This window comes from Streptomyces sp. NPDC096324 (assembly GCF_044763015.1).
In the GTDB taxonomy this organism is placed as follows: domain Bacteria; phylum Actinomycetota; class Actinomycetes; order Streptomycetales; family Streptomycetaceae; genus Streptomyces.
In genome coordinates this window covers 285601-308556 of sequence record NZ_JBIWFK010000002.1, presented here as the reverse complement: position 1 = coordinate 308556, position 22956 = coordinate 285601, and the positions used below count along the sequence as shown (strand labels likewise).

General features: G+C 71.2%; 21 protein-coding genes. 5 read left to right on the top strand and 16 right to left on the bottom strand.

Annotation, left to right across the window (positions count from 1 at the left end):
- Nucleotides 1-101 precede the first annotated feature (101 nt).
- The 4 genes from ACIQ7M_RS04840 to ACIQ7M_RS04825 form a co-directional block, all read right to left on the bottom strand.
- Complete coding sequence (locus ACIQ7M_RS04840) at nt 102-1016, bottom strand: ATP-binding cassette domain-containing protein (protein WP_403639734.1); 915 nt, start codon at nt 1014-1016, stop codon at nt 102-104.
- A gap of 8 nt (nt 1017-1024) precedes the next feature.
- On the bottom strand, nt 1025-2092 hold the full coding sequence (locus ACIQ7M_RS04835; RefSeq protein WP_403639731.1) for an ABC transporter permease: 1068 nt from the start codon (nt 2090-2092) through the stop codon (nt 1025-1027).
- Nucleotides 2092-3111 (bottom strand): sugar ABC transporter substrate-binding protein, encoded by a 1020-nt coding sequence (locus ACIQ7M_RS04830; RefSeq protein WP_403639728.1) that lies wholly within the window; start codon nt 3109-3111, stop codon nt 2092-2094. The genes ACIQ7M_RS04835 and ACIQ7M_RS04830 overlap by 1 nt, the downstream gene beginning before the upstream one ends.
- A gap of 147 nt (nt 3112-3258) precedes the next feature.
- The gene (locus tag ACIQ7M_RS04825; protein ID WP_403639725.1) at nt 3259-4170 is read right to left on the bottom strand and encodes an oxygenase MpaB family protein; all 912 of its coding nucleotides are present in this window, start codon (nt 4168-4170) and stop codon (nt 3259-3261) included.
- Nucleotides 4171-4467: 297 nt separating this feature from the next.
- Between ACIQ7M_RS04825 and ACIQ7M_RS04820 the strand changes: the two genes are divergently transcribed.
- Both ACIQ7M_RS04820 and ACIQ7M_RS04815 read left to right on the top strand, forming a co-directional pair.
- The gene (locus ACIQ7M_RS04820) at nt 4468-5310 is read left to right on the top strand and encodes an enoyl-CoA hydratase/isomerase family protein (RefSeq protein WP_403639723.1); all 843 of its coding nucleotides are present in this window, start codon (nt 4468-4470) and stop codon (nt 5308-5310) included.
- A gap of 169 nt (nt 5311-5479) precedes the next feature.
- Entirely contained in the window at nt 5480-6088 is a 609-nt protein-coding gene (locus ACIQ7M_RS04815; RefSeq protein ID WP_403639720.1) for a DJ-1/PfpI family protein, read from the top strand.
- A gap of 78 nt (nt 6089-6166) precedes the next feature.
- Here ACIQ7M_RS04815 and ACIQ7M_RS04810 read toward each other — a convergent pair whose 3' ends face one another.
- Together ACIQ7M_RS04810 and ACIQ7M_RS04805 are read right to left on the bottom strand one after the other, a co-directional pair.
- On the bottom strand, nt 6167-7186 hold the full coding sequence (locus ACIQ7M_RS04810) for an aldo/keto reductase (RefSeq protein ID WP_403639717.1): 1020 nt from the start codon (nt 7184-7186) through the stop codon (nt 6167-6169).
- A gap of 23 nt (nt 7187-7209) precedes the next feature.
- The gene (locus ACIQ7M_RS04805; protein ID WP_403639715.1) at nt 7210-8106 is read right to left on the bottom strand and encodes a helix-turn-helix transcriptional regulator; all 897 of its coding nucleotides are present in this window, start codon (nt 8104-8106) and stop codon (nt 7210-7212) included.
- Between the two features lie 423 nt (nt 8107-8529).
- Here ACIQ7M_RS04805 and ACIQ7M_RS04800 point away from each other — a divergent pair, with 423 nt between their 5' ends.
- From ACIQ7M_RS04800 to ACIQ7M_RS04790, 3 genes are all read left to right on the top strand, one after another.
- On the top strand, nt 8530-9414 hold the full coding sequence (locus ACIQ7M_RS04800) for an aldo/keto reductase (RefSeq protein ID WP_403639712.1): 885 nt from the start codon (nt 8530-8532) through the stop codon (nt 9412-9414).
- A gap of 119 nt (nt 9415-9533) precedes the next feature.
- Complete coding sequence (locus ACIQ7M_RS04795) at nt 9534-10568, top strand: zinc-dependent alcohol dehydrogenase family protein (RefSeq protein ID WP_403639709.1); 1035 nt, start codon at nt 9534-9536, stop codon at nt 10566-10568.
- A 152-nt stretch (nt 10569-10720) separates the two neighbouring features.
- Nucleotides 10721-11644 (top strand): ADP-ribosylglycohydrolase family protein, encoded by a 924-nt coding sequence (locus ACIQ7M_RS04790; protein ID WP_403639706.1) that lies wholly within the window; start codon nt 10721-10723, stop codon nt 11642-11644.
- A gap of 178 nt (nt 11645-11822) precedes the next feature.
- Here the strand turns inward: ACIQ7M_RS04790 and ACIQ7M_RS04785 are convergent, their stop codons facing one another.
- The 10 genes from ACIQ7M_RS04785 to ACIQ7M_RS04740 are packed head-to-tail and all read right to left on the bottom strand — an operon-like array spanning nt 11823 to nt 22756.
- Nucleotides 11823-12752 carry an LD-carboxypeptidase gene (locus tag ACIQ7M_RS04785; RefSeq protein ID WP_403639703.1) on the bottom strand — a complete coding sequence of 310 codons (930 nt, stop codon included), beginning with the start codon at nt 12750-12752 and terminating at the stop codon, nt 11823-11825.
- Between the two features lie 48 nt (nt 12753-12800).
- Nucleotides 12801-13967, bottom strand: coding sequence for a M20/M25/M40 family metallo-hydrolase (locus ACIQ7M_RS04780; RefSeq protein WP_403639700.1), 1167 nt, complete (start codon nt 13965-13967; stop codon nt 12801-12803).
- Nucleotides 13960-14799: a M55 family metallopeptidase gene (locus ACIQ7M_RS04775; protein ID WP_386975974.1), complete on the bottom strand. Its 840-nt coding sequence runs from the start codon at nt 14797-14799 to the stop codon at nt 13960-13962. Before ACIQ7M_RS04775 ends, ACIQ7M_RS04780 begins: the two co-directional genes overlap by 8 nt.
- Nucleotides 14796-15950 carry an o-succinylbenzoate synthase gene (gene menC / locus ACIQ7M_RS04770; protein WP_403639696.1) on the bottom strand — a complete coding sequence of 385 codons (1155 nt, stop codon included), beginning with the start codon at nt 15948-15950 and terminating at the stop codon, nt 14796-14798. The genes ACIQ7M_RS04775 and menC overlap by 4 nt, the downstream gene beginning before the upstream one ends.
- 30 nt (nt 15951-15980) lie before the next feature.
- On the bottom strand, nt 15981-16835 hold the full coding sequence (locus tag ACIQ7M_RS04765; protein ID WP_403639693.1) for a hypothetical protein: 855 nt from the start codon (nt 16833-16835) through the stop codon (nt 15981-15983).
- Nucleotides 16832-17863, bottom strand: coding sequence for an ABC transporter ATP-binding protein (locus ACIQ7M_RS04760; RefSeq protein ID WP_403639690.1), 1032 nt, complete (start codon nt 17861-17863; stop codon nt 16832-16834). The genes ACIQ7M_RS04765 and ACIQ7M_RS04760 overlap by 4 nt, the downstream gene beginning before the upstream one ends.
- The gene (locus ACIQ7M_RS04755; RefSeq protein ID WP_355775343.1) at nt 17860-18900 is read right to left on the bottom strand and encodes an ABC transporter ATP-binding protein; all 1041 of its coding nucleotides are present in this window, start codon (nt 18898-18900) and stop codon (nt 17860-17862) included. The genes ACIQ7M_RS04760 and ACIQ7M_RS04755 overlap by 4 nt, the downstream gene beginning before the upstream one ends.
- 5 nt (nt 18901-18905) lie before the next feature.
- Nucleotides 18906-19859: an ABC transporter permease gene (locus tag ACIQ7M_RS04750; RefSeq protein ID WP_403639687.1), complete on the bottom strand. Its 954-nt coding sequence runs from the start codon at nt 19857-19859 to the stop codon at nt 18906-18908.
- Nucleotides 19856-20908 (bottom strand): ABC transporter permease, encoded by a 1053-nt coding sequence (locus ACIQ7M_RS04745; RefSeq protein ID WP_403639683.1) that lies wholly within the window; start codon nt 20906-20908, stop codon nt 19856-19858. The genes ACIQ7M_RS04750 and ACIQ7M_RS04745 overlap by 4 nt, the downstream gene beginning before the upstream one ends.
- 3 nt (nt 20909-20911) lie before the next feature.
- Entirely contained in the window at nt 20912-22756 is a 1845-nt protein-coding gene (locus ACIQ7M_RS04740) for an ABC transporter substrate-binding protein (RefSeq protein ID WP_403639680.1), read from the bottom strand.
- Nucleotides 22757-22956 lie beyond the last annotated feature (200 nt).

The following is a 22956-nucleotide window of genomic DNA, read 5'->3' as shown; positions in this document are numbered from 1 at the left end:
CGGCGGCCGTCGGGGAGGAGACCGGTCGCCGGGCCCGTCTGTCACGCCGTCCGCCACTCCGGGTGCGTCGGTTGTGTCGGGCGCCCGACTGACGCGGAGCGTCAGGGGGAATCGCCGGGGGAGTCCGGTGCGGGTGACCCAAGACCGTCCGCCTCCGGGAGCCGCTGTACGTCGACCCCGCGCACCTGCGCCAACTCGTGCTTGAGAGCGGCCAGTTCGACGCCGCCCGCCATGTGGTCGGTGAGCTCCTCCAGGCCGACCTCACCGCGGTCGGCGCTGAGTTCGAGCGTGCCGAGCCGCAGCACGCTGAAGTGGTCGCCGACCATGTACGCGTGGTGCGGGTTGTGGGTGATGAAGATGACACCGAGGCCGCGATCGCGGGCCGCGGCCATGTACTTGAGGACGACACCGGACTGTTTGACGCCGAGCGCGGCGGTCGGCTCGTCCAGGATGAGGACGCGGGCGCCGAAGTACACGGCGCGGGCGATGGCCACGGACTGGCGCTGCCCGCCGGAGAGCGTTCCGATCGGCCGGTCGAGGTCGTCGAGGACGATGCCCATGTTGCGCAGTTCCTCGTCGGCGGTCCGCTTCATACGGGCGATGTCGAGCCGGCGTACGGGCCAGGGGCCCTTGGTCATCTCGGAGCCGAGGAAGAAGTTCCGCCACACCGGCATCAACGGCACCGTCGCGAGGTCCTGGTAGACGGTGGCGATGCCGCGGGCGAGGGCCTCGCGCGGGGTGCTGAAGCGCACCGGCGCACCGTCCACGAGGAGCTCGCCCTCGCTGTGCTGATGGAGCCCCGAGATGATTTTGATGAGGGTGGACTTGCCGGCGCCGTTGTCGCCGAGGACGCAGGTCACCCGGCCGGGATGGACGGCGAGGGAGACGTCGTGCAGGGCGCGGATGTTGCCGTACGACTTGCCCGCGCCGCGCAGCTCGACGATCGCGGCGTCACCGTCACCGGGAGGGGTGTCCCGGCGTACGGCGCCCACGGTTCCGGATCCTTTGTCTGCCATGGGTCGGTTCACCTCCGGGTCGCCGTGCGGCGGACCCACAGATTGACGAGCGTGGCGCCGAGCAGCATCACGCCGAGGAAGGCCTTGAACCAGTCGGGGTTCCAGCCGGCGTAGACGATGCCCTGGTTCACCATGCCGAACATGAAGGCGCCGAAGACGGGGCCGATCGCGGAGCCGTAGCCGCCGGTGAGCAGACAGCCGCCGATCACCGCCGCGGCGATGTAGATGAGTTCCTGGCCGACGCCCTCGCCCGACTGCACCGTGTTGAACGAGAACAGTTGGTGCATGCCGACGAACCAGGCGCCGAAGCCGACCGCCATGAACAGCGTGATCTTGGTGAAGGTCACCGGCACGCCGACCGCGCGGGCGCTGTCCTGGTCGCCGCCGACGGCGAAGACCCAGTTGCCGTACTTGGTGCGCAGCAGCACCCAGGTGGCGAGCGCCGCGAAGACGAGCCACCACACGACCGTGATCTTCACCTGGACACCGCCGACGTCGAACGACGAGGCGAAGACCCTTCTCGCCTGGCCGAAACCGTCCATGTCGCTGATGTCGTCGGTGGCGACGTTGTCGGTGACCAGCTTGGTGACCGCGAGGTTCACGCCCTGCAGGATCAAAAAGGTCCCGAGGGTCACCAGAAAGCTCGGCAGTCCGGTGCGGACCATCATCCAGCCGTTGAACGCGCCGATCGCGAGCGAGAGGACGAGCGCCGCCACGACACCCGCCCACACGTTCACGGTGAGTTGGTAGCTGAGCATGCTCGCCGTCAGCGCCGAGGTGATCACCGCGACACCGGCGGACAGGTCGAACTCGCCGCCGATCATCAGCAGGGCGACGGGCAGGGCCATGAGACCGATCGTCGACGACTGGTAGAGCACCGTCGCCATCGAGCCGCCGGAGCGCACGGACGGCGCCGCGATCAGGAAGAAGACGAACACGGCGGCGGCGCCGAGGAACACACCGACCTCGGGGCGGGCGAGCAGCCGCAGCGCCAGGGGGCGCCGCGCCGTCCGCCCGCCGGTCGTCCCGGGGCCGGAGGCCGGCGGCGCGGTCGCCGTCGGCCCGGCCGCGCTCATCACCGAGTGCCCTTCGTGGCGAACTCGGCGACGGTGTCGACGTTGCTCTTGTCCACGAACGCCGGACCGGTGAGCACCGGCTGCTCGCCACCACCGCTGTAGTTGCCGTTGTTCTTGTAGAGCCACAGCGAGTCGATCGCCAAGTAGCCCTGAAGGTAGGGCTGCTGGTCGACGGCGAACTCGATGGTGCCCTTGCTGATGGCGCCGGTGAGTTCCTTGTTGAGGTCGAAGGTGGCGATCTTCGCCTTGCTGCCGGCGTCACTCACCGACTGCACCGAGGTCAGGGCGTACGGGGCACCCAGCGCGACGACGTAGTCGATCGCGGGGTCCTGCTTGAGCTTGGCGGTGATCGTGGACTTCACGGACGGCATGTCGGTGCCGTTGACGTACAGGTTCACGGTGGTGCCGCCGAACGTCTTCTTGACGCCGTCGCACCGCTGGGTGAGGCCGATGTTGCCCTGTTCCTGGATGACGCAGACGGCCTTCTTGGCCCCTTCCGCGTTCAGCTTCTTGCCGAGTGCCTCGCCCGCGACGGTCTCGTCCTGGCCGAAGAACTCCATCAGGCCGAGCTTCTTCCAGTCGCTGAGGCCCGAGTTGAGACCCACGACGGGTATGCCGGCCGAAGTAGCCTTGCCCACCGCGTTCTTCATGGCGTCGGGCTTGGCCAGGGTGATGGCGATGCCGTCGACCTTCTGGTCGATCGCGTTCTGCACCAGGTTGGCCTGGTTGCCCGCGTTCGGGTCGTGGGCGTAGACGAGCCGGATGTTGTCCTTGGCGGCCGCGGCCTCGGCGCCCTTGCGGACGATGTCCCAGAACGTGTCGCCGGGCGCCTGGTGGGTGACCAGGGCGACGGTCATCCGCGGTGTGTCCGCCTTGCCCGCGGCGCCGCCGTCCCCGCTCTCCTCGGCCTTCTTGCCGCCCGAGCTGCTGGAACACCCCGCGGCGAGCAATAAGGCCGCGGCGGTCAGGGCGACGAGCGGGACGATTCTCCGTGAACGGGCGTCCAATGTGCGATCCATCTCTGCAGCACCTCACTGTGCGACCGGGGCCTGTGTGTCTCCTCCCGTACATCCCCAGCAACAGACGCATCACGCATGTGAACGGAATCGGACCAGCAGGCAACACCCGTGAACGGGACGTGGCTTGAGCCCCTCACGGACGGCGGCTCACCTCGGGGCCAACTGCACAGCGGGGGAAGGGAGTCCGGCGGCCGAGCGGCGCGCGGCGTAGGCGAGGGGGAGGTAACGCAGCCGCTCAGGGAGCAGCGGGACCGTCCTGCGAACGACCGCCCCGAAGCGGCGCAGCCTGCGTTCGTCCCGGGCACTCCATGTGAGTCCGAGCCGCTCCCGTGCCGCGGGCGGCAGCAGGCCGGTCGTGACGAACACGTTCAATCGCGCCAGCGGCGGGCGCAGCAGGGGCCAGAGGCGCCGGAGCAGGGCGGGCGATCCGTCCGGGAGTGCGACGGGGCGGTGCGGGTCGAGGAGTTCCCGGACGACGGCCGTCGCCTCCAACTCGTCGTGGACCATCGCATCGAAGTACCGCCAGTACGCCTCCGGTGTGGGCGGCATGTCGCGGCGGTGGATGCCGAGAATGTCACCGAGCTGGAGGAGTTCGTCGTAGAGGCGGCGCTGTTCGTCCTCGTCCAAGGGGCGGGAGAGACAGTCCGCCGCCCGTATGAAGACGGGGTAGGCGGTGGCGTGGACCCAGGCGTAGTAGGCCGGGGTCAGGGCGTGATAGGCGCGGCCGTGACCGTCCGTACCCGAGATCGTCCGGTGCAGGCGCCGCAGCCGGCGTCCCTCCTCCAGTGCCTGCTCGCCTCCGTAGACCCACAGTTGGAGCGACCGCAGCGAGCGTTGCGCGCGGCCCCAGGGGTCGGTGCGGAAGACCGAGTGGTCGTCGACGCCGGCACCGACGGCCGGGTGCGCGACCTGGAGCACCAGGGCGGCGGGCAGGGAGAACAGCATCCGTACGTCACCCGCGAGGTCCCACAGGACGGATCCCGGTGCGAACGGGACAGGCTCGGGCGACGGCGTTCGAGCCGCGCCACCGGTTCCGGATGCCTTCGACAGGCCCTGCATGATGCCCCCGTCCCTCGTTCCGCCCGGGATGCCGACGTCCCCCGATGAAACAGATGATGAGTTTTCGTCTCTTCGCCTCACTCGACGATACGTCCCGCTCATTCGACGGAGGTAGGCCCGCTGGGCCGAAGTGACCGAGGAAGACGCGGCCGAGGTCCCGGCGGGACTGTCACCAGGTGCCCGTGTCGGCGTACCCATGAACGCGCTCAGGTGTGTCCCCACGTGCCCGCGGTGGGGAGAGGCGCATGCTGGGACTGAGGCTCGGTCCCAGCGTCCACCTCACCTCCGGGAGCCATCATGAGCGTCGACCGTCCGGCCATCCGGACCCGGCTGGAGGACGGCGTCCTGTTCGCCACCCTCGACGCCGGCACCCTGAACCTCCTCGGTGTCGACCTGGTCCGTGACCTGGTCTCCCTGGTCGACATGCTGTACACCGACCCGGGTGACGTGCGCGTCGTCGTCATCGACAGCGCTTCGCCGGACTACTTCTCCGCGCACGTGGACCTCGCGGCGGTACCGCAGTACACCGCGGAGGCCGCGAAGGCGGGCGGCCCTGGTGATGCCTCGCTCGGCATGTTCCTGCACAAGCTGGCGAGGGTGCCGGTGATCACCATCGCCAAGGTCCGCGGGCGCGCCCGCGGCGGCGGCAACGAACTCGCCCTCGCGTGCGACATGATCTTCGCCTCGCGCGAGAAGGCGGTCTTCGGACAGTTCGAGTCCGGCACCGGCGCCCTGCCCGGCGCGGGTGGCGTTCAGCACCTTGCCCGACGGCTCGGCCGGACCCGCGCCATCGAGGCCATCGTCGGCGCCGACGACTTCGACGCCGACACCGCCGAGCGCTACGGCTGGATCAACCGCGCGCTGCCCGACGCCGAGCTGGACGGCTTCGTCGAGCGCCTGGCGAAACGCGTCGCCGGCTTCCCGCCCGAAGGGGTACGGGCGGCCAAGCGTGCCGTCAACGACCTCACGCTGGCGTCCCCCGCGCACATCCGCTCCGACGCCGCGACCTTCCAGAGCCTGATCGCCCGGCCCGAAAGCCGTGAGCGCCTGGACCACCTCGCCGAGCGGGGCCTCCAGACCCGGGGCGACCTCGAACGCGACCTCGGCAAGGCCGTAGGAGACTTCCCCGCTGAGCGCTGAGCGCTGAGCGCTGAGCGCTGAGCGCTGAGTGGGGAAAATCCCCTGGCCACCGACAACGGCAGCACCGACGGACGAGCCACTGATCGCCCATTGGCCCGCGACCGGGGCGCGGAGCGTCTGAGAGGCTGCGCCTCCCGTGCCGTACGCGCCCTGCCTTTGAGGAGATGCCATGCGGGTAGCCGTGGTCACCTTTGACGGATTCAACGAGCTCGACAGCTTCATCGCCTCCGCCCTGATCAACCGGTGCCGGAAGGACGGCCTGGAAGCCTTCATCACGACACCGACGCCGGTGGTCACGTCCATGAACGGCGTCGAGGTGACCGGGCAGCGCCCGATGGAGTTCGTGACAGAAGCCGACGTGGTGCTGATCGGCAGCGGAGTGAAGGCACGAGACGTGGTCGCCGACGACCGGTTGCTCGCCAGACTGCCGCTCGCCCCCTCGCGACAGTTGATCGGCGCGCAGTGCTCCGGCGCGCTGGTGCTCGCCCGGCTGGGGCTGCTGGACGGCATGCCCGCCTGCACCGACGTCAAGAGCCGGCCCTTCGTCGAAGCCGACGGCATCACGGTGCTGGACACGCCGTTCCACGCCGAGGGCAACATCGCCACCGCGGGCGGCTGCCTGGCCTCCCAGTATCTGGCCACCTGGGTGATCACCCGCACGCTCGGGGAGGACGCCGCGCGCGACGTCATGGGCTACGTGGCCCCGGTCGGCGAGAACCAGGAGACCGTCGAGCGCGCCCTGCGGGCCGTCGGCGCCGGTGAGGTCGCCCTGCGCTGAGGTGGCACCCGGCGAGTCCCCGCACCTGCACGTACGAGGACACGGTCCGGGCGCCGGGCGGGCGACGGTCCCGTCGTGTCAGCGGCGCCGCTGGTCGGCCCGCAGTTCGTGGTCGCCGTAGCTGTTGTCGGCGGGGTTGACCGTGACGCCGGGCGCGACGATCTCGTCGACGCGGTCGAGGACGTCGGCCGCGAGCGTGATGTCGGCGGCCGGGAGGAACGCTTCGAGCTGTTCCATGGTGCGCGGCCCGATGATCGCCGACGTGACGCCGGGATGGTTGATCACGAAGGCGACGGCCAGCTCGATCAGCGACAGGCCCGCCTTCTCGGCGAGGAGCGCGAGCTGTTCGACGGCGTCGAGCTTGCGCTGGTTGGCCGCGCTGCTCATGTCGAAGCGGGCCTGCGGGCGTGCGGCGGAGGCCGGGCCGGAGGCGGCGTCCCTGCGGTAGCGGCCCGAGAGCCACCCGCCGGCGAGCGGGCTGTAGGTCAGGGTGCCCATGCCGTGGCGGCGGACGGTGGGCAGGACGTCCTCCTCGATGCCGCGGACCAGGATCGAGTACGGCGGCTGCTCGGTCACGAACCGCTCCAGACGGCGCTCGCGTGAGACCCCCTGGGCCTCGACGATCTGGGAGCCCGAGTAGGAAGAGGAGCCGATGTAGCGGATCTTCCCCTGGTGCACGAGGTCGGAGAGGGCGCCGAGAGTCTCGGCGACATCGGTGTCGGGGCTGGGGCGGTGCACCTGGTAGAGGTCGATGTAGTCGGTGCCCAGGCGGCGCAGGGAGTTCTCGACCTCGCGGATGATCCAGCGTCGCGAGCCTCCCCGGGCATTGGGGTCGTCCTGGCTCATCGGCATGAAGAACTTGGTCGCCAGGACCACGTCCTCGCGCCGGTCCTTGAGCGCCTTGCCGACGATCTCCTCCGAGACCCCGCCGGAGTACACGTCCGCGGTGTCGACGAAGTTGATGCCGGCGTCGAGGGCACGGTGGATGATCCGTACCGAGTCGGCCTCGTCCTCGTTGCCCCAGGGGCCGAACATCATCGCGCCCAGGCAGAGCGGGCTGACCTGGACACCGGTGCGTCCGAGCGGTCGGTAGTGCATGAAGGTGTTCTCCTCGGTGGGTTTCAGTCGTTGCGTGAGGGGACGACCGTGCCGGCGCCGGCCCAGCTGGCGAGCAGGCCCAGGGCCTGCCGCTCGGGCGAGTCCGGTTCGGGCGTGTAGAAGTTGAGCCGCAGACCGGGATCTGCGGGCAGCTCCATCGCCTCGTAGGGCAGCGCGAGCTCGCCGATCAGGGGATGGCGCAGGCGCTTGAGGCCGGAGCGGTGGAACTTCACGTCGTGGCGGGCCCACCGGCGCGCGAACTCCTCGCTCTTGGTCGTGAGCTCGCCGATCAGGTCGGTCAGCGCCTTGTCGTGGAGTGCGCGGCCCGCCTCCGTGCGCAGGAAGGCCACCGAGTCGTCGGCCCCCTTGTCCCAGTCGACCCAGAAGTTCTGCGCGGCGGGGTCCAGGAACAGGAAACGGGCGGTGTTGACCGGCCCGCGCTGGGCGAACAGCGGCGAGTCGAAGACCGGCGCGTACAGGGCCCGCCCCAGCGCGTTGGCGGCCAGGACGTCGAAGCGGCGGTTGCGCACGTAGGCGGGCACGTCCGTCATCGAGTCCAGAAGCCGCACGATCGTCGGCCGGACCTGGGTCATGGTCGCGGTGGGCCGGCGCCCCGAGACACCGGAGGCACGAGCCAGGTCGTAGAGGTGGGTGCGCTCGGCCTCGTCGAGTTGCAGCGCGTGGGCCAGGGCCTCCAGTACCGCGTCGGAGGCTCCGCCGAGGTTGCCGCGTTCGAGGCGGACGTAGTAGTCGACGCTCATGCCCGCGAGCAGGGCGACTTCCTCGCGGCGCAGCCCCGGGACGCGACGCTGTCCGCCGTAGACCGGCAGCCCGGCCTGCTGCGGGGTGATCCGCGCCCGCCGGGTACTCAGGAACTCGCGGACCTCCGCGGCCAGGTTCTTCTTCTGGGAAGCGTCCATGGTCACGGCCCCGCCGGTGCTGCGAGCCCGCCACCGGGACATAGCCCGCCACCGGGACATAGCCCGTCGCCGGGACAGAGCCCGTCGCCGGGACAGAGGCCGCCACCGGGACAGAGCCCGCACGGCACGCCTGCCGCCCGGGACGGAAGGGGTGTGCGGGGCACGGGCTGCTCCTTCGGATCGGTGCGCGACGAAAGGGACGGGGTTCCCTCGGTTCCTTCACCGTAGGTCGGCTCCCGGACGGCTGCGAGGTACTGCCAGTACCCGGAAGAGCAGTGACTCCCACTTGCGCGCGGGAAGACGTTGCATGGAGAAGGCAGAAAGGGCCACCCGGTCCGCGATCGATCCGAAGGAACACCGTGCGGCACCGGGGCGGGGCGCAGAGCGTGCCCGCACGGGCCGGCCGCGACGAAAGGAGCTGTGATGCAGACCCTCACCCTCAACAACGGTGTCGACATGCCCGCCCTCGGGCTGGGTGTCTTCCAGACCCCGCCCCCGGAGACCCGGGCCGCGGTCACCGCCGCCCTCGAGCTGGGCTACCGGCACATCGACACCGCCGCCGCCTACGGCAACGAGCGCGAGGTCGGCCAGGCCGTCCGCGACTCCGGAGTACCCCGCGACGACCTCTTCATCGAGACGAAGATCTGGATCAGCGACTACGGCTACGACCAGACCCTGCACGCCTTCGACAAGAGCGCCACCAAGCTGGGCGTCGACCGGATCGACCTGCTGATCCTGCACCAGGCGCTGCCCTCGGACTTCGACCGGACCCTCGCGGCCTACCGGGCTCTGGAACAGCTCCTGGCCGACGGAAAGGTCCGGGCCATCGGCGTCAGCAACTTCATGACCGACCACCTGACGGCGCTGCTGGAGGCGACGTCCGTCGTCCCCGCGGTCAACCAGTTGGAGATCCATCCCTACTTCCAGCAGCGCGCCGTCCTCGACTTCGACGACCGGCACCACATCCTCAACCAGGCGTGGTCGCCGATCGGAGGCATCACCTTCTATCCCGGCTACGGCGAGCACCGCACCAGCGTCCTCGAGGACCCGGCCGTCACCGCCATCGCCAAGGCACACGGCAAGAGCCCGGCACAGGTGCTGCTGCGCTGGGGACTGCAGCAGGGCCGCTCCGTCATCCCCAAGTCCACCAAGCGCGAGCGGATCGCCGAGAATCTCGACGTCTTCGACTTCGACCTCTCCGCCGATGAACTCAACGCCCTCGACGCACTGGAGACCGGCCGGCGCGGCGGCCCCGAGCCCGACGCGGTCACCCTCGCCGATTTCGGCCGCGCCATCCCCGAAGCCTGAGACCCCACCGCGGCGCGACCGACCTTCATGACACACGCGCGGGCCGCCGCCAAGAACCAACGACACCGTCCGCTGCCGCGGGAACGAACCCTGCCCACCCCATCCGAGGAGCCGCGCCGATGCGAGCCACCCTGCTGTACGGGGCCGACGACGTCCGTGTCGAGGACGTCGCCGACCCGAAGATCCAGAACCCCACCGACGCGGTCGTGCGGATCGTGCTGTCGTGCGTCTGCGGCAGCGACCTGTGGCCCTACAAGTCGCTGCCGCCCACCGACAGCCCCCGCCACATGGGCCACGAGTTCCTCGGCGTCGTCGAGGAGACCGGTTCCGCCGTCACCGGCCTGAGGCCCGGCGATGTGGTGGTGGCCCCGTTCGTCTACAGCGACAACACCTGCGCCTACTGCCGCGAGGGTCTGCACACATCCTGCGTGCACGGCGGCCAGTGGGGCGTGCGCGGGGTCGACGGCGGGCAGGGCCAGGCCGCCCGTGTCCCGCAGGCCGACGGCACCCTGGTGAGACTGCCGGTCGGCGAGGACTCCGATCTGCTTCCGGACCTGCTGACCCTGTCCGACGTCCTGTGCACCGGCTACCACGCCGCCCGCACCGCCGGCGTCACGCGCGGCGACAGCGTCACCGTGGTCGGCGACGGCGCCGTGGGCCTGGCCGCCGTCATCAGCGCGAAGCTGCTCGGCGCCGAACGCATCGTCCTCATGGGCCGCCACCGCGTACGCACCGACCTGGGCCGCGCGTTCGGCGCCACCGACGTGGTCGCCGAACGCGGCGAGGAGGGCGTCGCCCGGGTACGTGACCTGACTCGCGGCGAGGGCACCCGCAAGGTCCTCGAATGCGTGGGGCTGAAGGACGCCCTCGCCCAGAGCTTCGGCGTGGTCCGCGACGGCGGCACGATCAGCCGGGTCGGCGCACCCCAGTACCCCGAAGTCCCCTTCGGGTTCGGTGACTTCCTGCGCAACATCACCCTCACCGGCGGAGTCGCTCCGGCCCGCGCCTACATCGAGGAGCTCATGCCGCACATCCTCGACGGCTCCATCCGCCCCGGCCGCGTCTTCGACCGCACCCTCGGCCTGGAGGACATCGCCGACGGCTACCGGTCCATGAACGAACGCGAGGCACTGAAGGTCCTCATCACACCCTGACGACTGAGCGGGCGGCACGGCGGCCCGAGTCACACTCGACCCACCGCTGAGAGCGCCGGCAACCGCGATCGCTCAGCGCCACGGCCGGATCAGAGGCATGTCCGCGCCGAAATAGGTGGGCCGGTGCGCCCGCGCGCTGTGATACTGCTCCGATGATCAACATTCCCACGGCCGCACTGGACTCGTTGCAGGGGCTTGCTTTCGGTGACGCCTTCGGCGATCGCTGGTTCAGCATCCTGCGCCAGGAGGGTTCGGCAGCCTTGGAGGCGCGGACGTTGCCCCCGGAGCCCCTGTGGCGGTGGAGTGATGACACGGCCCAGGCGCTTGTTCTCGTCCGTGAACTCGCCGAGGGCGGCGGCACCGTGGACCAGGACCGCCTCGCTCTGAGTCTCGCGGCGGCCTACGCCGAGGACACGCACCGTGGCTACGGCGCCTCGATGCACGACGTGCTCCGTCGGATCGGCGCGGGCGAGCCCTGGAGGGAGGTGGTCGCCGGACAGTTCGGCGGTCAGGGCTCCTGGGGCAACGGCGCGGCCATGCGTGCCGCTCCGCTCGGCGCCTGGCACGCCGTCGACCTCGACGTCGTCGCCGAGCAGGCCGCCTGTCAGAGCGCGGTCTCGCACCACCACCCGGAGGCGATCGTCGCGGCGGTGGCGGTCGCCCTCGCCGCGGCTCTGGCGACACGCAGCCGGGGCGGGCCGGCCCCGGCACGCCCGGACCTCCTCCGGGCGGTCGCCGAACGACTCCCCGACAGCGATGTCCGGTCGGGGGTGCGGATCGCGGCCCGGATGCCGCAGCACACCTCTGTTCGGCACGCCGCGGAGGTCCTGGGCTCCGGCTACCGGATGTCCGGGCCCGACACCGTCCCGTACGCGCTGTGGTGCGCGGCGGGACACCTCGACGACCTGCACGAGGGACTCTGGTTCACGGTCGCCGGGCGCGGTGACATCGACACCACCTGCGCCATCGCGGGCGGTGTGATCGCCGCTCGTACGGGCGTGGCCGCCCTCCCCTCCGCCTGGCACGCGGCATGTGAACCGCTGCCACCGGTCGTGTCAGTACGCATCCGAGGGTGAGGACGGCTTCGGCGCTGTCGTCGTGGAACTCCCGGCGGATCCGCTTGCGGTGGAACCGGTGCAGGGCGAATGTGCGCTCGACGAACCCGCGTTCAGTGCCGATTCCGGAGCCGTGCCCGGCACCTCGGCGGGGCCGGGAGGCCCCGCCGAGTGGGGACGAGTGGTCCTTCCCGCCTGCTCAGGCGAGTACGGGATCCAGGAACGTGAGGACGCCCGCGTCGGCGTCGAGCCGGGCCCGGGTGCCGATGGGGAACGTCTGCTGGGGCACGCCGTGGCCGATGTCCGCGCCGACGAGGACCGGGATGCCGAGGTCGCCGAGACGGTCGTGCAGGAGTTCCTCGACGCGCTCGCGTGTGCCGCAGTCGGTGAAGGTGCCGCAGACGATGCCGGCCGCGCCGTCGAAGTATCCGGCGCGGCGCAGCTGGGTGAGGAACCGGTCGAGCCGGAAGGTCTCCTCGTCCACGTCCTCCAGCAGGACGATGCCGCCCCGCGCGGACAGCGAGGTGTCGGTGCCCAGGGAGCAGGCGAGCAGGGTGACCGTACCGCCCAGGGTGACACCCTCCGCGGTGCCGCCGACCAACGGGCGGGAGCCGGGGAAGCGCAGTTCCTCGACGGACGCCGGGTCGGTGAGCAGCGCGGCGAGCCCGTCGAAGTCGGCGCGGCCGGGGCGGAAGCCGCGGATGGCGGGCATCGGTCCGAACAGGCCCGTCCAGCCCAGCTTCACCGCCACCGCCTCCAGCAGCGCCGTGACGTCGGAGAATCCGATGAGGGTGCGCGGGGTGGGCGTGCCGATGGCGTCCCAGTCGACCAGTTCCAGGGTGCGCTGGGCACCGTAGCCGCCGTTCGCGCAGAAGACGGCCGTGAACGCCGGGTCGGTGAGGGCGGCGGTCAGGTCGCGGGCGCGCAGCGCGTCGTCTCCGGCGAGGTATTCGCCCCTCGCCCGCGCGGAGGCGAAGACCTCGGGCTGGAGGCCGAGTCCGCGCAGCGACTCCAGGCCGGTCTCCAGGTTCTCCTGGTCGGTCGGTCCACTGGCGGCGATGACGGCGACTCGGTCACCGGGCTTGGGCGCGGCGGGGCGGATGAGGCCCTCGGAGGGCAGGGTGGGCATGGGGATCCTTGGGGAGTGAGGGAGCCAGTCAGTGGGCTGGTGCGGGGGTCAGTGGGTTTCCAGGAACGTGGCGATGAGCGCCGCCCGCTCCAACAGAGAGGACAGTGAGGCGTGTTCGTCCTCGCCGTGGGCGCCGGCGCCCGCGGGGCCCAGGCCGTCGACCGTGGGGATGCCGAGCGCTCCGGTGAGGTTGGTGTCGCCCGCGCCGCCGGAGGAGCCGAGGGACAGGTCCAGGCCCAGGGTGGCGGCGAGCGCGGTCAGTTCGGCCGCCAGCGGGTTGGCCGGGTCCATCGCCCAGGCGGGGCGGTGGGACAGCGTCTCGGCGGACAGGGCGGCCCGCCGCCGCACCGGGGTCGGTTCCAACAGGGCCGACAACAGGGCTCGTTCGGTCTCGGCGGTGGCATAGCGCAGGCCGATCTCCGCCTCGGCGTGGTCGGCGACCACGTTGGCGCGGGTACCGCCGGTGATCGTGCCGACGTTCAGCGCGGCGTCGGGAAGGGCGGCGGCCGTCGCCCGCAACCACGTCAGCTGGTCCACGAGTTCGTCGATCGCGGAGACGCCGAGCGCGGCGTCGAGGCCGGCGTGGGCGCTGACCCCCCGCACGCTCAGCCGCACACGGGCCACCCCGCGTCGGCCGATTTTCAACGCGCCGCCGGGCAGGGGCGGTTCGAGGCCGAGCACCGCGTGGGCGCCCTCGGCGTGCCGGGCCACGAGGCGGCTGCCGTCGGGGCTGCCGATCTCCTCGTCGTTGACCACCACGAGACGTACCGGACGCCTGGGCGTACCGCCCGTACGGGACAGCAGGTCCATGGCCAGTTCGACGGCCACCAGTGAGCCCTTCATGTCGAAGACCCCGGGGCCGGTGACCGTGTCGCCGTCCTCGGCGAGCGTGAAGGGGCGCCGGGCGACCGTCCCGGCCGGGAAGACGGTGTCGCTGTGGGCCACCAGCAGGGTGTGCCCGTCGCCCGGGCCGTCGTCCTGGGACGCCGTCCCGCGCCCGTTCCAGTACGCCACCAGGTGGTCGCCGCCCGGTCCCGGCGGGTGCTCGATCCGGTCCGCCGTGGCGGCGAGGCCGGCGGCCAGCTTCTTGCCGAACACGGCAGCGCGGTCCGCGTCGTTCGACGGGGTCTCCAACGAGACCAGGTGTTCCCAGCGTTCCAGCACCGGGTCGCCGAACGTGCGGGCCAGTGCGAGGAGTTCGGCGGGCTCAGCCATAGCAGTTCTCCACGGCCGAGGTGACCACCCGGGTCAGCGCGCGGAAGCAGCGGATCGCCTCGTACATCGTCGGCAGCGTGAACCGCACGGTCAGCGGGTCGGTCTGGACGACGCCGGGGATGTAGCTGGCGGCGGGCGCCAGGTGGGCGGCGTCGAAGCACACCTCGTAGGTGTAGCCCCCGGCGGGCGGGGCGAGCGGGCCGGTGGGGGCGGGCAGGGCGGTGAGGCCCTCGCGGGCGGCCTCGGTGATCCGGGCGGCGCTGACCTCGGGCGGCAGACAGATCGCGGCGTAGCGGTCCACGCAGGTCTTGACCACGGCGTGGGCGGCGTGCGGCGCCCAGTCGCGGGCGTCCTCGCAGCACAGGTCGTCGCCGGTGACCAGGACCACGGGGACGCCGTACTCGTCGGCGAGCAGCGCGTTCATCCGGCCCTCGGAGGCCGGCTCGCCGTTGATCCGCACCGCGGTGATGGTGTTGGGCAGATAGGTGTGGGCGAGCACGCCGGGCTGGCCGGCGCCGGTGTGGTAGCCGACGAAGGCGACCGCGTCGGGGGAGCGGTCGACGCCCTCCATCATGCCGAGCGGCTTGTGCGTGCCGATCAGCAGCGTGGCCCGTGTGTCGAGCCGGTCGAGGAGCAGGTTGCGCTGGTCGGAGTGGGCCTCGTTGACGAGGATCTCGGTGGCGCCGGCCGCGGCGAATCCGGCGATCGCGGCGTTGACGTCGGCGGTGAGGAACTGCCGGTTGTACTCCCAGCGGGCGTGGCCGGGCTCGCAGTCGTCGGGGAAGGTGACGCCGGTGACGCCCTCCATGTCGGCGGAGATCAGGACCTTCATGCTGCTTTCCCCTCAGGGGTGGTGAGTTGGGCGCGGGGACGGATGGTCCAGGTGCGGACGGTGTGCCGGCCCAGTTGGCCGAGGTCCACGTCGAGGCCGATGCCGGGCCGGGATCGGGGCACGGCGACCATGCCGTCCACGGCGCGGATCGGCGGTGTGACGATGTCCCGTCGGTAGTACTTGTCGGAGCCGGAGACGTCCGAGGGCAGGGTGAAGCCGGGCAGCCCGGCGAGGGCCAGGTTGGCGGCCCGGCCGATGCCGAACTCGTGCATCCCGCCGCACCACACCGGCACCCCGGCGTCCCGGCACAGGTCGTGCACCGTCCTCGACGGGCCGAGCCCGCCGAGCCGGGACACCTTGATGTTGACGACGTCGGCCGCCCCCAGGTGCAGCGCGGTGCGCAGCACGTCCGGGGTGGTGACCGACTCGTCCAGGCACACCGGGGTGTCCAGACGGGCGGCGAGCCGGGCGTGGGAGAGCAGGTCGGTGGCGGCGTACGGCTGCTCGATCATCAGCAGGCCGCGGCCGTCCAACTCCGCCAGTACGGAATCCTGTTCGGGCCGGTAGGCGGTGTTGGCGTCCACCTGGAGGGGGACGCCGGGGAAGGCGGCCTGGACGGCGCGCACCGGTTCGAGGTCCCAGCCGGGGCGGATCTTCAGCTTGATACGGCGGTAGCCGTCGGCGACATGGCGGGAGACCTGCGCGAGCAGCGCTTCGATCGTCGGCTCGATGCCGAGGCTGACCCCGGCGGGCACCGCGTCGGCGTCGGCGCCGAGCAGGTCGGCCAGGGGCTCGCCGCGCCGCTGCCCGTACAGGTCCCAGCAGGCCATGTCGAGGCCGGCGCGGGCGAAGTGGTTGCCGCTCACCTTGGCGGTGAGCCGGGCCGCGTCCTCGGGGTGGTCCCAGGGCCGGCCGAGCAGCATCGGGGCGAGGTGCTCGCCCAGCACCTGCCAGCAGCTCCAGGTGGACTCGTCGCAGTAGTACGGGTCGGTCGGCGAGGCGCACTCGCCCCAGCCGACGCTGCCGTCCTCGGCGGTCGCGCGGACGACGATGTGCTCCAGGTGCGACTTGCGGTGCGAACTGGTCTCGAAGGAGTGGACGAGATCGAGCCGGACCAGCGCCAGCTCGATCTCGGCAAGGGTGACGGTCATATGGGGTCGTCCTACCGTGCGGGGCCCCGGTCAGGGGCGAGGGGCCGTGCCGGGTGCGGCGGCACGGGGGATGAAGCGGTACGCGGCGAGACCGCCCGGCAGCCGTACGCAGGAGACGGCCGTGCGGTCGGCGAGCAGCCGGGCGAACGTGGGCGTGAGGCGGCCGCGCAGCCGGGCGGCGTGCTCGGGGCCGGCCTCGGCGCGCAGCCGGTGCCAGTCGTCGGGCAGGATCACGATCCGGTCGTCGCCGTCGTCGTACACCTGGCCGACGTTCCAGCCGCCCGGCGGCGGACCGGGAGCGGGTGCGGCGGGCCGTGCCGGGGCGTCCAGGTGCCAGGAGACGATGAAGCGGTCGGTGGACTCGCCGGTGGCGGCGCCGAAGCCCGAGGCGCCGTACATCGCGGGCTTGAACGCGTCCACCACCGTGCCGAGCACGTCCAGGTTGAAGTGGGCGTTTCGGGTCTGCATCGGGTCGTACGCCCAGCGGATCAGCGTCGTCCCCTCGGCGAGGCAGCGGTCGCGCTGGCCGAGCTTGAGCAGCCGTCCGATGCCGAGGCCCTGGCGTTCGTGCGCCACCACGGCCAGCTGCGAGTACTGGTACAGGCGCGGGCCCTGCCCGTCGGTGCCCCGCTCGCGGGCGAGGAAGCTGTAGGTGAATCCCACCAGCGCCTCGCCGAGATAGGCGCCGACGACCAGGCCGCTGTTGTCCTGAAGGGCGGTCAGCAGCCGCGGGTTGAGGCTGCCGTCGCCGGGGCGCAGGCCCATGACCCGGTCGTACAGCGCGATGCAGTCGGCCATCTCCAGGGGGCCGTCCACGTCACGGACGACCAGCGGCGGAGCCTGCCGGGCACCGGCCGCGCACCTCGGGGTCGCCGTCGCGTTCACGACACGCTCGCGAGGTGACACGCGGCCCGGCCGCCCGCGGGCGCCTGCGCCGGCAGGACCGGCAGTGTCCGCCGGTCGCAGCCCGCTTCCGCGCGGCCCGCCGTGTCGAGGCCGGCCCACACCGGGCAGCGCGGATGGAACCGGCAGCCCGCGGGCACGTCCGTGGGGTCCGGCGGCTCGCCCTGGAGGAGCTGGGGCCGCCGCTCGCCGCGCCCGCCCTCCGCGGAGACCACCGACAGCAGTGCCTTGGTGTACGGGTGTTTCGGCGCGAGCAGGACCTCCTCCACGGTGCCCACCTCGACGATCCGCCCCAGGTACATCACCGCCACCCGGTCCGCGATGTTCCAGGCCAGGCCCAGGTCGTGACTGACCACCAGCGAGGACAGGCCGAGGTCGCGCCGCAGGTCGAGGACGAGCTTGAGGATCTCGCCGCGTACGGAGGCGTCCAGGGAGGCCACCGGTTCGTCGGCCACGATCACCGAGGGCTCCAGCGCCAGCGCGCCCGCGATCACCACGCGCTGCTGCTGTCCGCCGGACATCTCGTGCGGGAATCGCGACAGGAACTGCTCCGGAGGGCGCAGCCCGGCCTTGGACAGGGCGGAGTGCACGCGCTGTTCGAGGCCGTCCTTCAGCCGGTGCAGCCGGGGACCCTCGGCGACCGCGTCGAACACGTTCTGCCGCGGGTTCAGGGCACCGCCGGGGTCCTGGAGGACGAACTGGACCTGGCGACGGTGCGCCTTGAGCGCGGCGCTCGTGTAGCGCAGCGGCACGCCGTCGCACAGCACCTCGCCCGACGTGGGCTTGACCAGCCCGGTCAGGGCGCGCGCCAGCGTGGACTTGCCGCAGCCGGACTCGCCGATCAGGGCGAGGATCTCGCCGCGGCCCAGCTGGAGGTCGACGCCGTCCACCGCGCGGGCGGGGCCGCGGCCTGCCCGGGGCGGATAGGTGATGTGCAGGTCGCGGACCTCCAGCGCGGGCGCCGTGGCCGCGTCGGATCCGGTGACCGTGCCCGTGGTGGTGACGGTCATGAGCGGGCTCCTTCCGCGGACGGTTCGGGAACGGGCGGGGCCGTGGAGAGGTTCGGGAAGCCGGGCAGGACCCGCAGGCACGCGGACTGTCGTCCGGGACCGGCCGGCCACAGCTCGACGGGGGTGGTGTCGCAGAGCTCGTGCACGTCGGGGCAGCGGGCCGCGAAGGGGCAGCCCGCGCCCAGCGCGGCCGGGTCGGGCGGGTCGCCGGGCAGGCCGGCGGGCGCCCTGCGGGAGGCGGGGTCGCCGATGGTGGGGAACGCGCGGGACAGCGCCCGGGTGTAGGGGTGCCTCGGGTCGTCCAGGAGCTGCCGGGACGGGCCGGACTCCACCAGCTCACCGGCGTACATCACCGCCAGCCGGTCGCACATCTGGCCGAGGACGGACAGATCGTGGCTGATCATGATCACGCCGATGCCCTCGTCGCGTACCAGGTCCGACAGCAGGTCCAGGATCTGCGCCTGCACCATCACGTCCAGCGCGGTCGTGGGCTCGTCCGCGATGATCAGGTTCGGGCGGCAGGCCAGTGCCATCGCGATCATGATGCGCTGGCGCTGCCCGCCGGAGAACTCGTGCGGATAGCTGCGCATCCGCCGTGCCGGGACGCCCACCGACTCCAGCAGCTCGGCCGCGCGGGCGCGGGCCTGCTTCTCGGTGATCCGGCCGCCCTCCTCGCCGGCCCTGCGGCCGTGCAGCAGGATCGGCTCGACGATCTGGTCGCCGATGGTGTGCACCGGGTTGAGGGCGGTCATCGCACCCTGGAAGACCACGGAGGCCTCCGCCCAGCGCACCGCGCGCATCCGGCTCCAGTTCGCGGTGAGCAGGTCCTCGCCCTGGTAGAGCACCTGGCCGGTGACCTCGGCGGCGGCCGGCAGCAGCCGCAGCAGGCTCATCGCCAGGGTGGACTTGCCCGAGCCGGACTCGCCGGCCAGGCCGAGCGTCTGCCCGGCGTCCAGCGTGAGGTCCACCCCGCGCACGGCGGGCACCGTGCGCCCGCCGCTGCGGTACGTGACCTTGAGGTCCTTGACCTCCAGCATCGCGTTCAACGTGTCTTCACCGACCTCGGGTTGAGAATGGTCTCCACGGCGCGGCCGGTCAGGGTGAAGCCGAGGACGACGATCAGGATGGCGATGCCCGGCGGGTACAGGTACCACCAGGCGCCGGCGGTGACGGCTCCGCCGCTCAGGGCCGAGTTGAGCATCGCGCCCCAGGAGATGCCGGTCGGGTCGCCCAGACCGAGGAAGGTCAGGGTCGCCTCGGACAGGATCGCCGAGGCCACCGTCAGCGTGGAGGAGACCAGGATCAGCGGGGTGACGTTCGGCAGGACGTGCCGCAGCATCACCTGCGGCCCGCCCGCGCCCAGCGCCCGCGCCCGCTCGATGAACGGCTTGGCCTCCACCGCGAGGGTCTGCGCCCGTACCAGCCGGGCCGTGGACGACCAGCTCGTCACCGCGATGGCGATGGTGATGGAGGCGCTGCCCTGCCCGATCACCGCCGACAGCGAGATGGCCAGCGGCAGGCTGGGCAGCGCGATGAACCAGTCGGTGAGGTGCATCAGCGCCTTGCCGATCCAGCCGCCGTAGTGTCCGGCGACCAGGCCGACGGCGCTGCCGAGCACCACCGTCAGCACCGTCGCCATCAGACCGATGGACAGCGAGGAGCGGGCTCCCCAGATGACCAGGAGGAGGATGGAGCGACCCTCCTGGTCGGTGCCGAGCGGATATCCGTCGGTGGGGGAGTGCAGCGAGGGGCCGTCGACCTTGATGACGTCGAGGTCGTCGCCGGAGATGAACAGCGGCGCGCACAGGGCGAGCAGGCCGAACAAGACCAGGATGCCGAGGCCGGCCACGCCGGAGCGGATGCGCACGAAGGACCGTACGAAGGCGCTGAATCCGGCGCGGCGCGGTGTCGGTGCGGCCGGTGCGAGCGGCGGCGCGGGGTCGGCCCCCGCCGGCGGCGGGGTGACGGCCTCGGTGAGGGGTTCGTGGTGGGTCACTGGGCACGCACCCGGGGGTCGAGGAAGCGGTAGATCACGTCGGCGAGGAGGTTCATGAGGATCACCGACGCGCTGAAGACGATGAACGTGCCCTGGAGCAGCGGCAGATCGGGCACCTTCAGGGCCTGGTAGCTGAGCTGGCCCAGACCCGGCCAGGAGTACACGGTCTCCACGGTGATGGCACCGCCGAGCACCGTGCCCAGGTGCATGAAGATCATCGTGACCGAGGGCAGCAGCGCGTTGGGCACCGCGTGCCTGCGCCGTACGACGTCGTCACGCAGCCCCTTGGCCCGCGCGGTGAGCAGATACGGGCTGCCCAGCTCGTCGATGATCGACGAGCGCATGACGGCGACGTACTGGGCGAAGATCACCAGGACCATGGTCAGGCAGGGCAGGACGAGGTGTTCGGCCACGTCCAGGACGTGGTCCGGGCCGCCGGTGATCGCCGGATCGCTCATCCCGCCCGCGGGCAGGAATCCGGGGATCGGGCCGATGCCGACGCTGAAGGTGATCAGCAGGATCATGCCGAGCCAGAAGGTCGGCACCGACCACAGCGTCAGGGAGGCGCCGGTGGCGATGCGGTCCAGCCAACTGCCGTGCCGCCAACCGGACCTGACGCCGAGCCAGAGGCCGAGCACCACCGAGATGGCGGTGGCCGTGCCCATCAGCAGCAGGGTCGGCCACAGCCGGTCGCCGATGAGGGAGCTGACCGGCTGCTGGAACTCCCAGGAGTCTCCCAGGTGACCGGTCAGGGTGTCGGTGACGAAGTGGAGGAAGCGTTCGGGCACCGACTGGTCCAGGCCGAGCTGTTGGCGCAGCTGAGCCATCTGCGCGTCGCTGGTCGGCCGGCCGCGGGTGATGGACTGCACCGGGTCGGCCGGCATCAGGCTGAACAGGACGAAGCCGATGACGAGGGTGGCCAGGAAGCTGACGGCCGCGGCCACCAGCTTCGTGACCAGGTAGCGCCCGAGTCCGGAGCCGGGCCGGCGCCCGCCGCTCGGTGCGGCGGGCGCGGCCGTGACGCCGGTGGCGTCGATGGTGTCGGCCACGGTCTACTCGCGGTCGTCGGAGGAGGAGCGGCGGCGTGCCATGAGCACTCCGCCCGCGGCCAGGACGACCACCACGGCCGCCGAAGCGCCGATCAGCGTGCCGGAGTTGCCGTCCGAGGAGGAGGACGAGGCCTTGGCGGGGGTCGCGTTCACGTACTGGTGGAAGGAGTCCTGTGCGGGGTAGGCGCCGGCGGAGTTCGCCTTGCCGGCCACGATGCCGCTCACGCGGTCGGTGCGGTACGCGGCGAGACCACTGGCGTTGTAGATCATGATGTTCTCGTTGGCCTTGTACAGAATGGCCTGCATCTGCCGCAGCAGATCCGCCCGCTCCTTGTCGTCGAAGGCGCTCTGCTGACGCAGGAACAGGCTGTCGTAGTCCTTGTCGCAGAAGAACGAGTCCGTGCTGCCGCCCTCGCCCTTGCTGTCGGGCAGCGCCGAGCAGGTCTGGATGCCCAGCAGGTACGTCGGGTCGGGACCGGTCGACCAGGAGTCCATCAGGATGTCCCAGTCGCCCTTGGCCAGGTCGGCGTTGAGCTTGGCGGAGCTCATCGACTGGATGTCGACCTTGACGCCGATCTCCTTGAACCAGCCCGTGAGGTACGTGGACACCTTGGCGTCGCCGTCGTCGTCGGAGTGGATGCCCAGGCGGAACTCCAGCTTGCGCTTCGACTTCGGGTCGACGCGGATCCCGTCCGAGCCCTTCTTGTAACCCGCCTCCTCCAGAACGGAGTTGGCCTTGGCCGGGTCGAAGCCGAACTTCTCGGAGTCGGAGGGCTGCCACGCGTACTGCGGCAGCGACTGCGGCAGATAGCTGCCACCGACCTCCGCCAGGCCGTTGCGGACCTTCTTCACGATGGTCGCCCGGTCGATGGCGCGTGCCAGCGCCTCGCGCACCTTGACGTCGCCGAGCGCCGGGTGACCGGTGCCGATCTTCTTGCCGTCGCGGGTACGGGCGCCGCCGTTGACCTCGATGCCGCTCCAGCGGTTGCCGACCTGCTCGTAGGCCTTGATGCCGGACTGGCCCTTGAGCGCCTGGTACTGGGTGGGGTTGAGACCGCTGACGTAGTCCAACTGACCCGAGCGCAGGGCCGCCACCGCGGCGTCCGTGTTCTTGAACGACTGCTCGATCATGTGGTCGTACTTGGGTGCGCCGAGCACGAAGTCCTTGTTCGCGTCGAACTTGGCGTACTGCTCGGGCTTGTAGTCCGTCAGCGTCCAGGGGCCGTAACCGACGATCGGGAAGCTGTCGTTCTTGTAGTTCTTCAGATCCTTGACGTGGGATTCCCATACGTGCTTCGGCACGATCGGGATGCCCGACACCGGGATGCTGACCGACAGCATCGTGGCCTGCGGCTTCTTGGTCTTCACGATCAGCGTGGTGTCGTCCGGCGCGGTGACCGACGCGAAGTTGCTCACCAGGGAGCCGTTGGCGGTGGCCGCCGTGGAGTTGCTCATGATCAGGTTGAACGTCCAGGCGGCGTCCTCGGCCGTGATCGGCTTGCCGTCGCTCCACTTCAGACCCTTGTGGATCTTGAAGGTCCAGGTGAGCTTGTCGCTGGAGGTCGTCCAGGAGTCCGCCAGGTACGGCTTGACGGTGCCGTCCTGCTCCACCGTGTCCAGCGCCGGGTAGATGCCGGCGAACACGTCCAGGCTGCCCGCGAAGTAGGCCAGGAACGGGTTCAGGGAGTCGATGCCGATGCCGGTGATCGGCATCCGGAGCGTGCTGCCGGCGTCGTCGGCCGCGGCGGCCGGCGCGAGGGCGAGGCCCGCGCCGGTGGCGAGCAGCAGTGACGTGGCCAGCGCGGCGGCCTTGCGGCCGATTCTGTGCACAGGGGCGGGCGTGGTCATCGTGGACTTCTCCTGGAGGTGCCGGCGGCGCGGGGCCGCGAGGGGACGGGAGGTGGGACGGGGCCGCTGCGCCGCGGACCCGGGAGTGGGCCGTACGGCGCGACGATAAGTGCACGTTGCATCTATTGGTCCATGCATTGGTGTGTGCATTGGTTCATGCATTGGTGCATGCATGAATGTGAACGTGCTTGCGGTGGGAC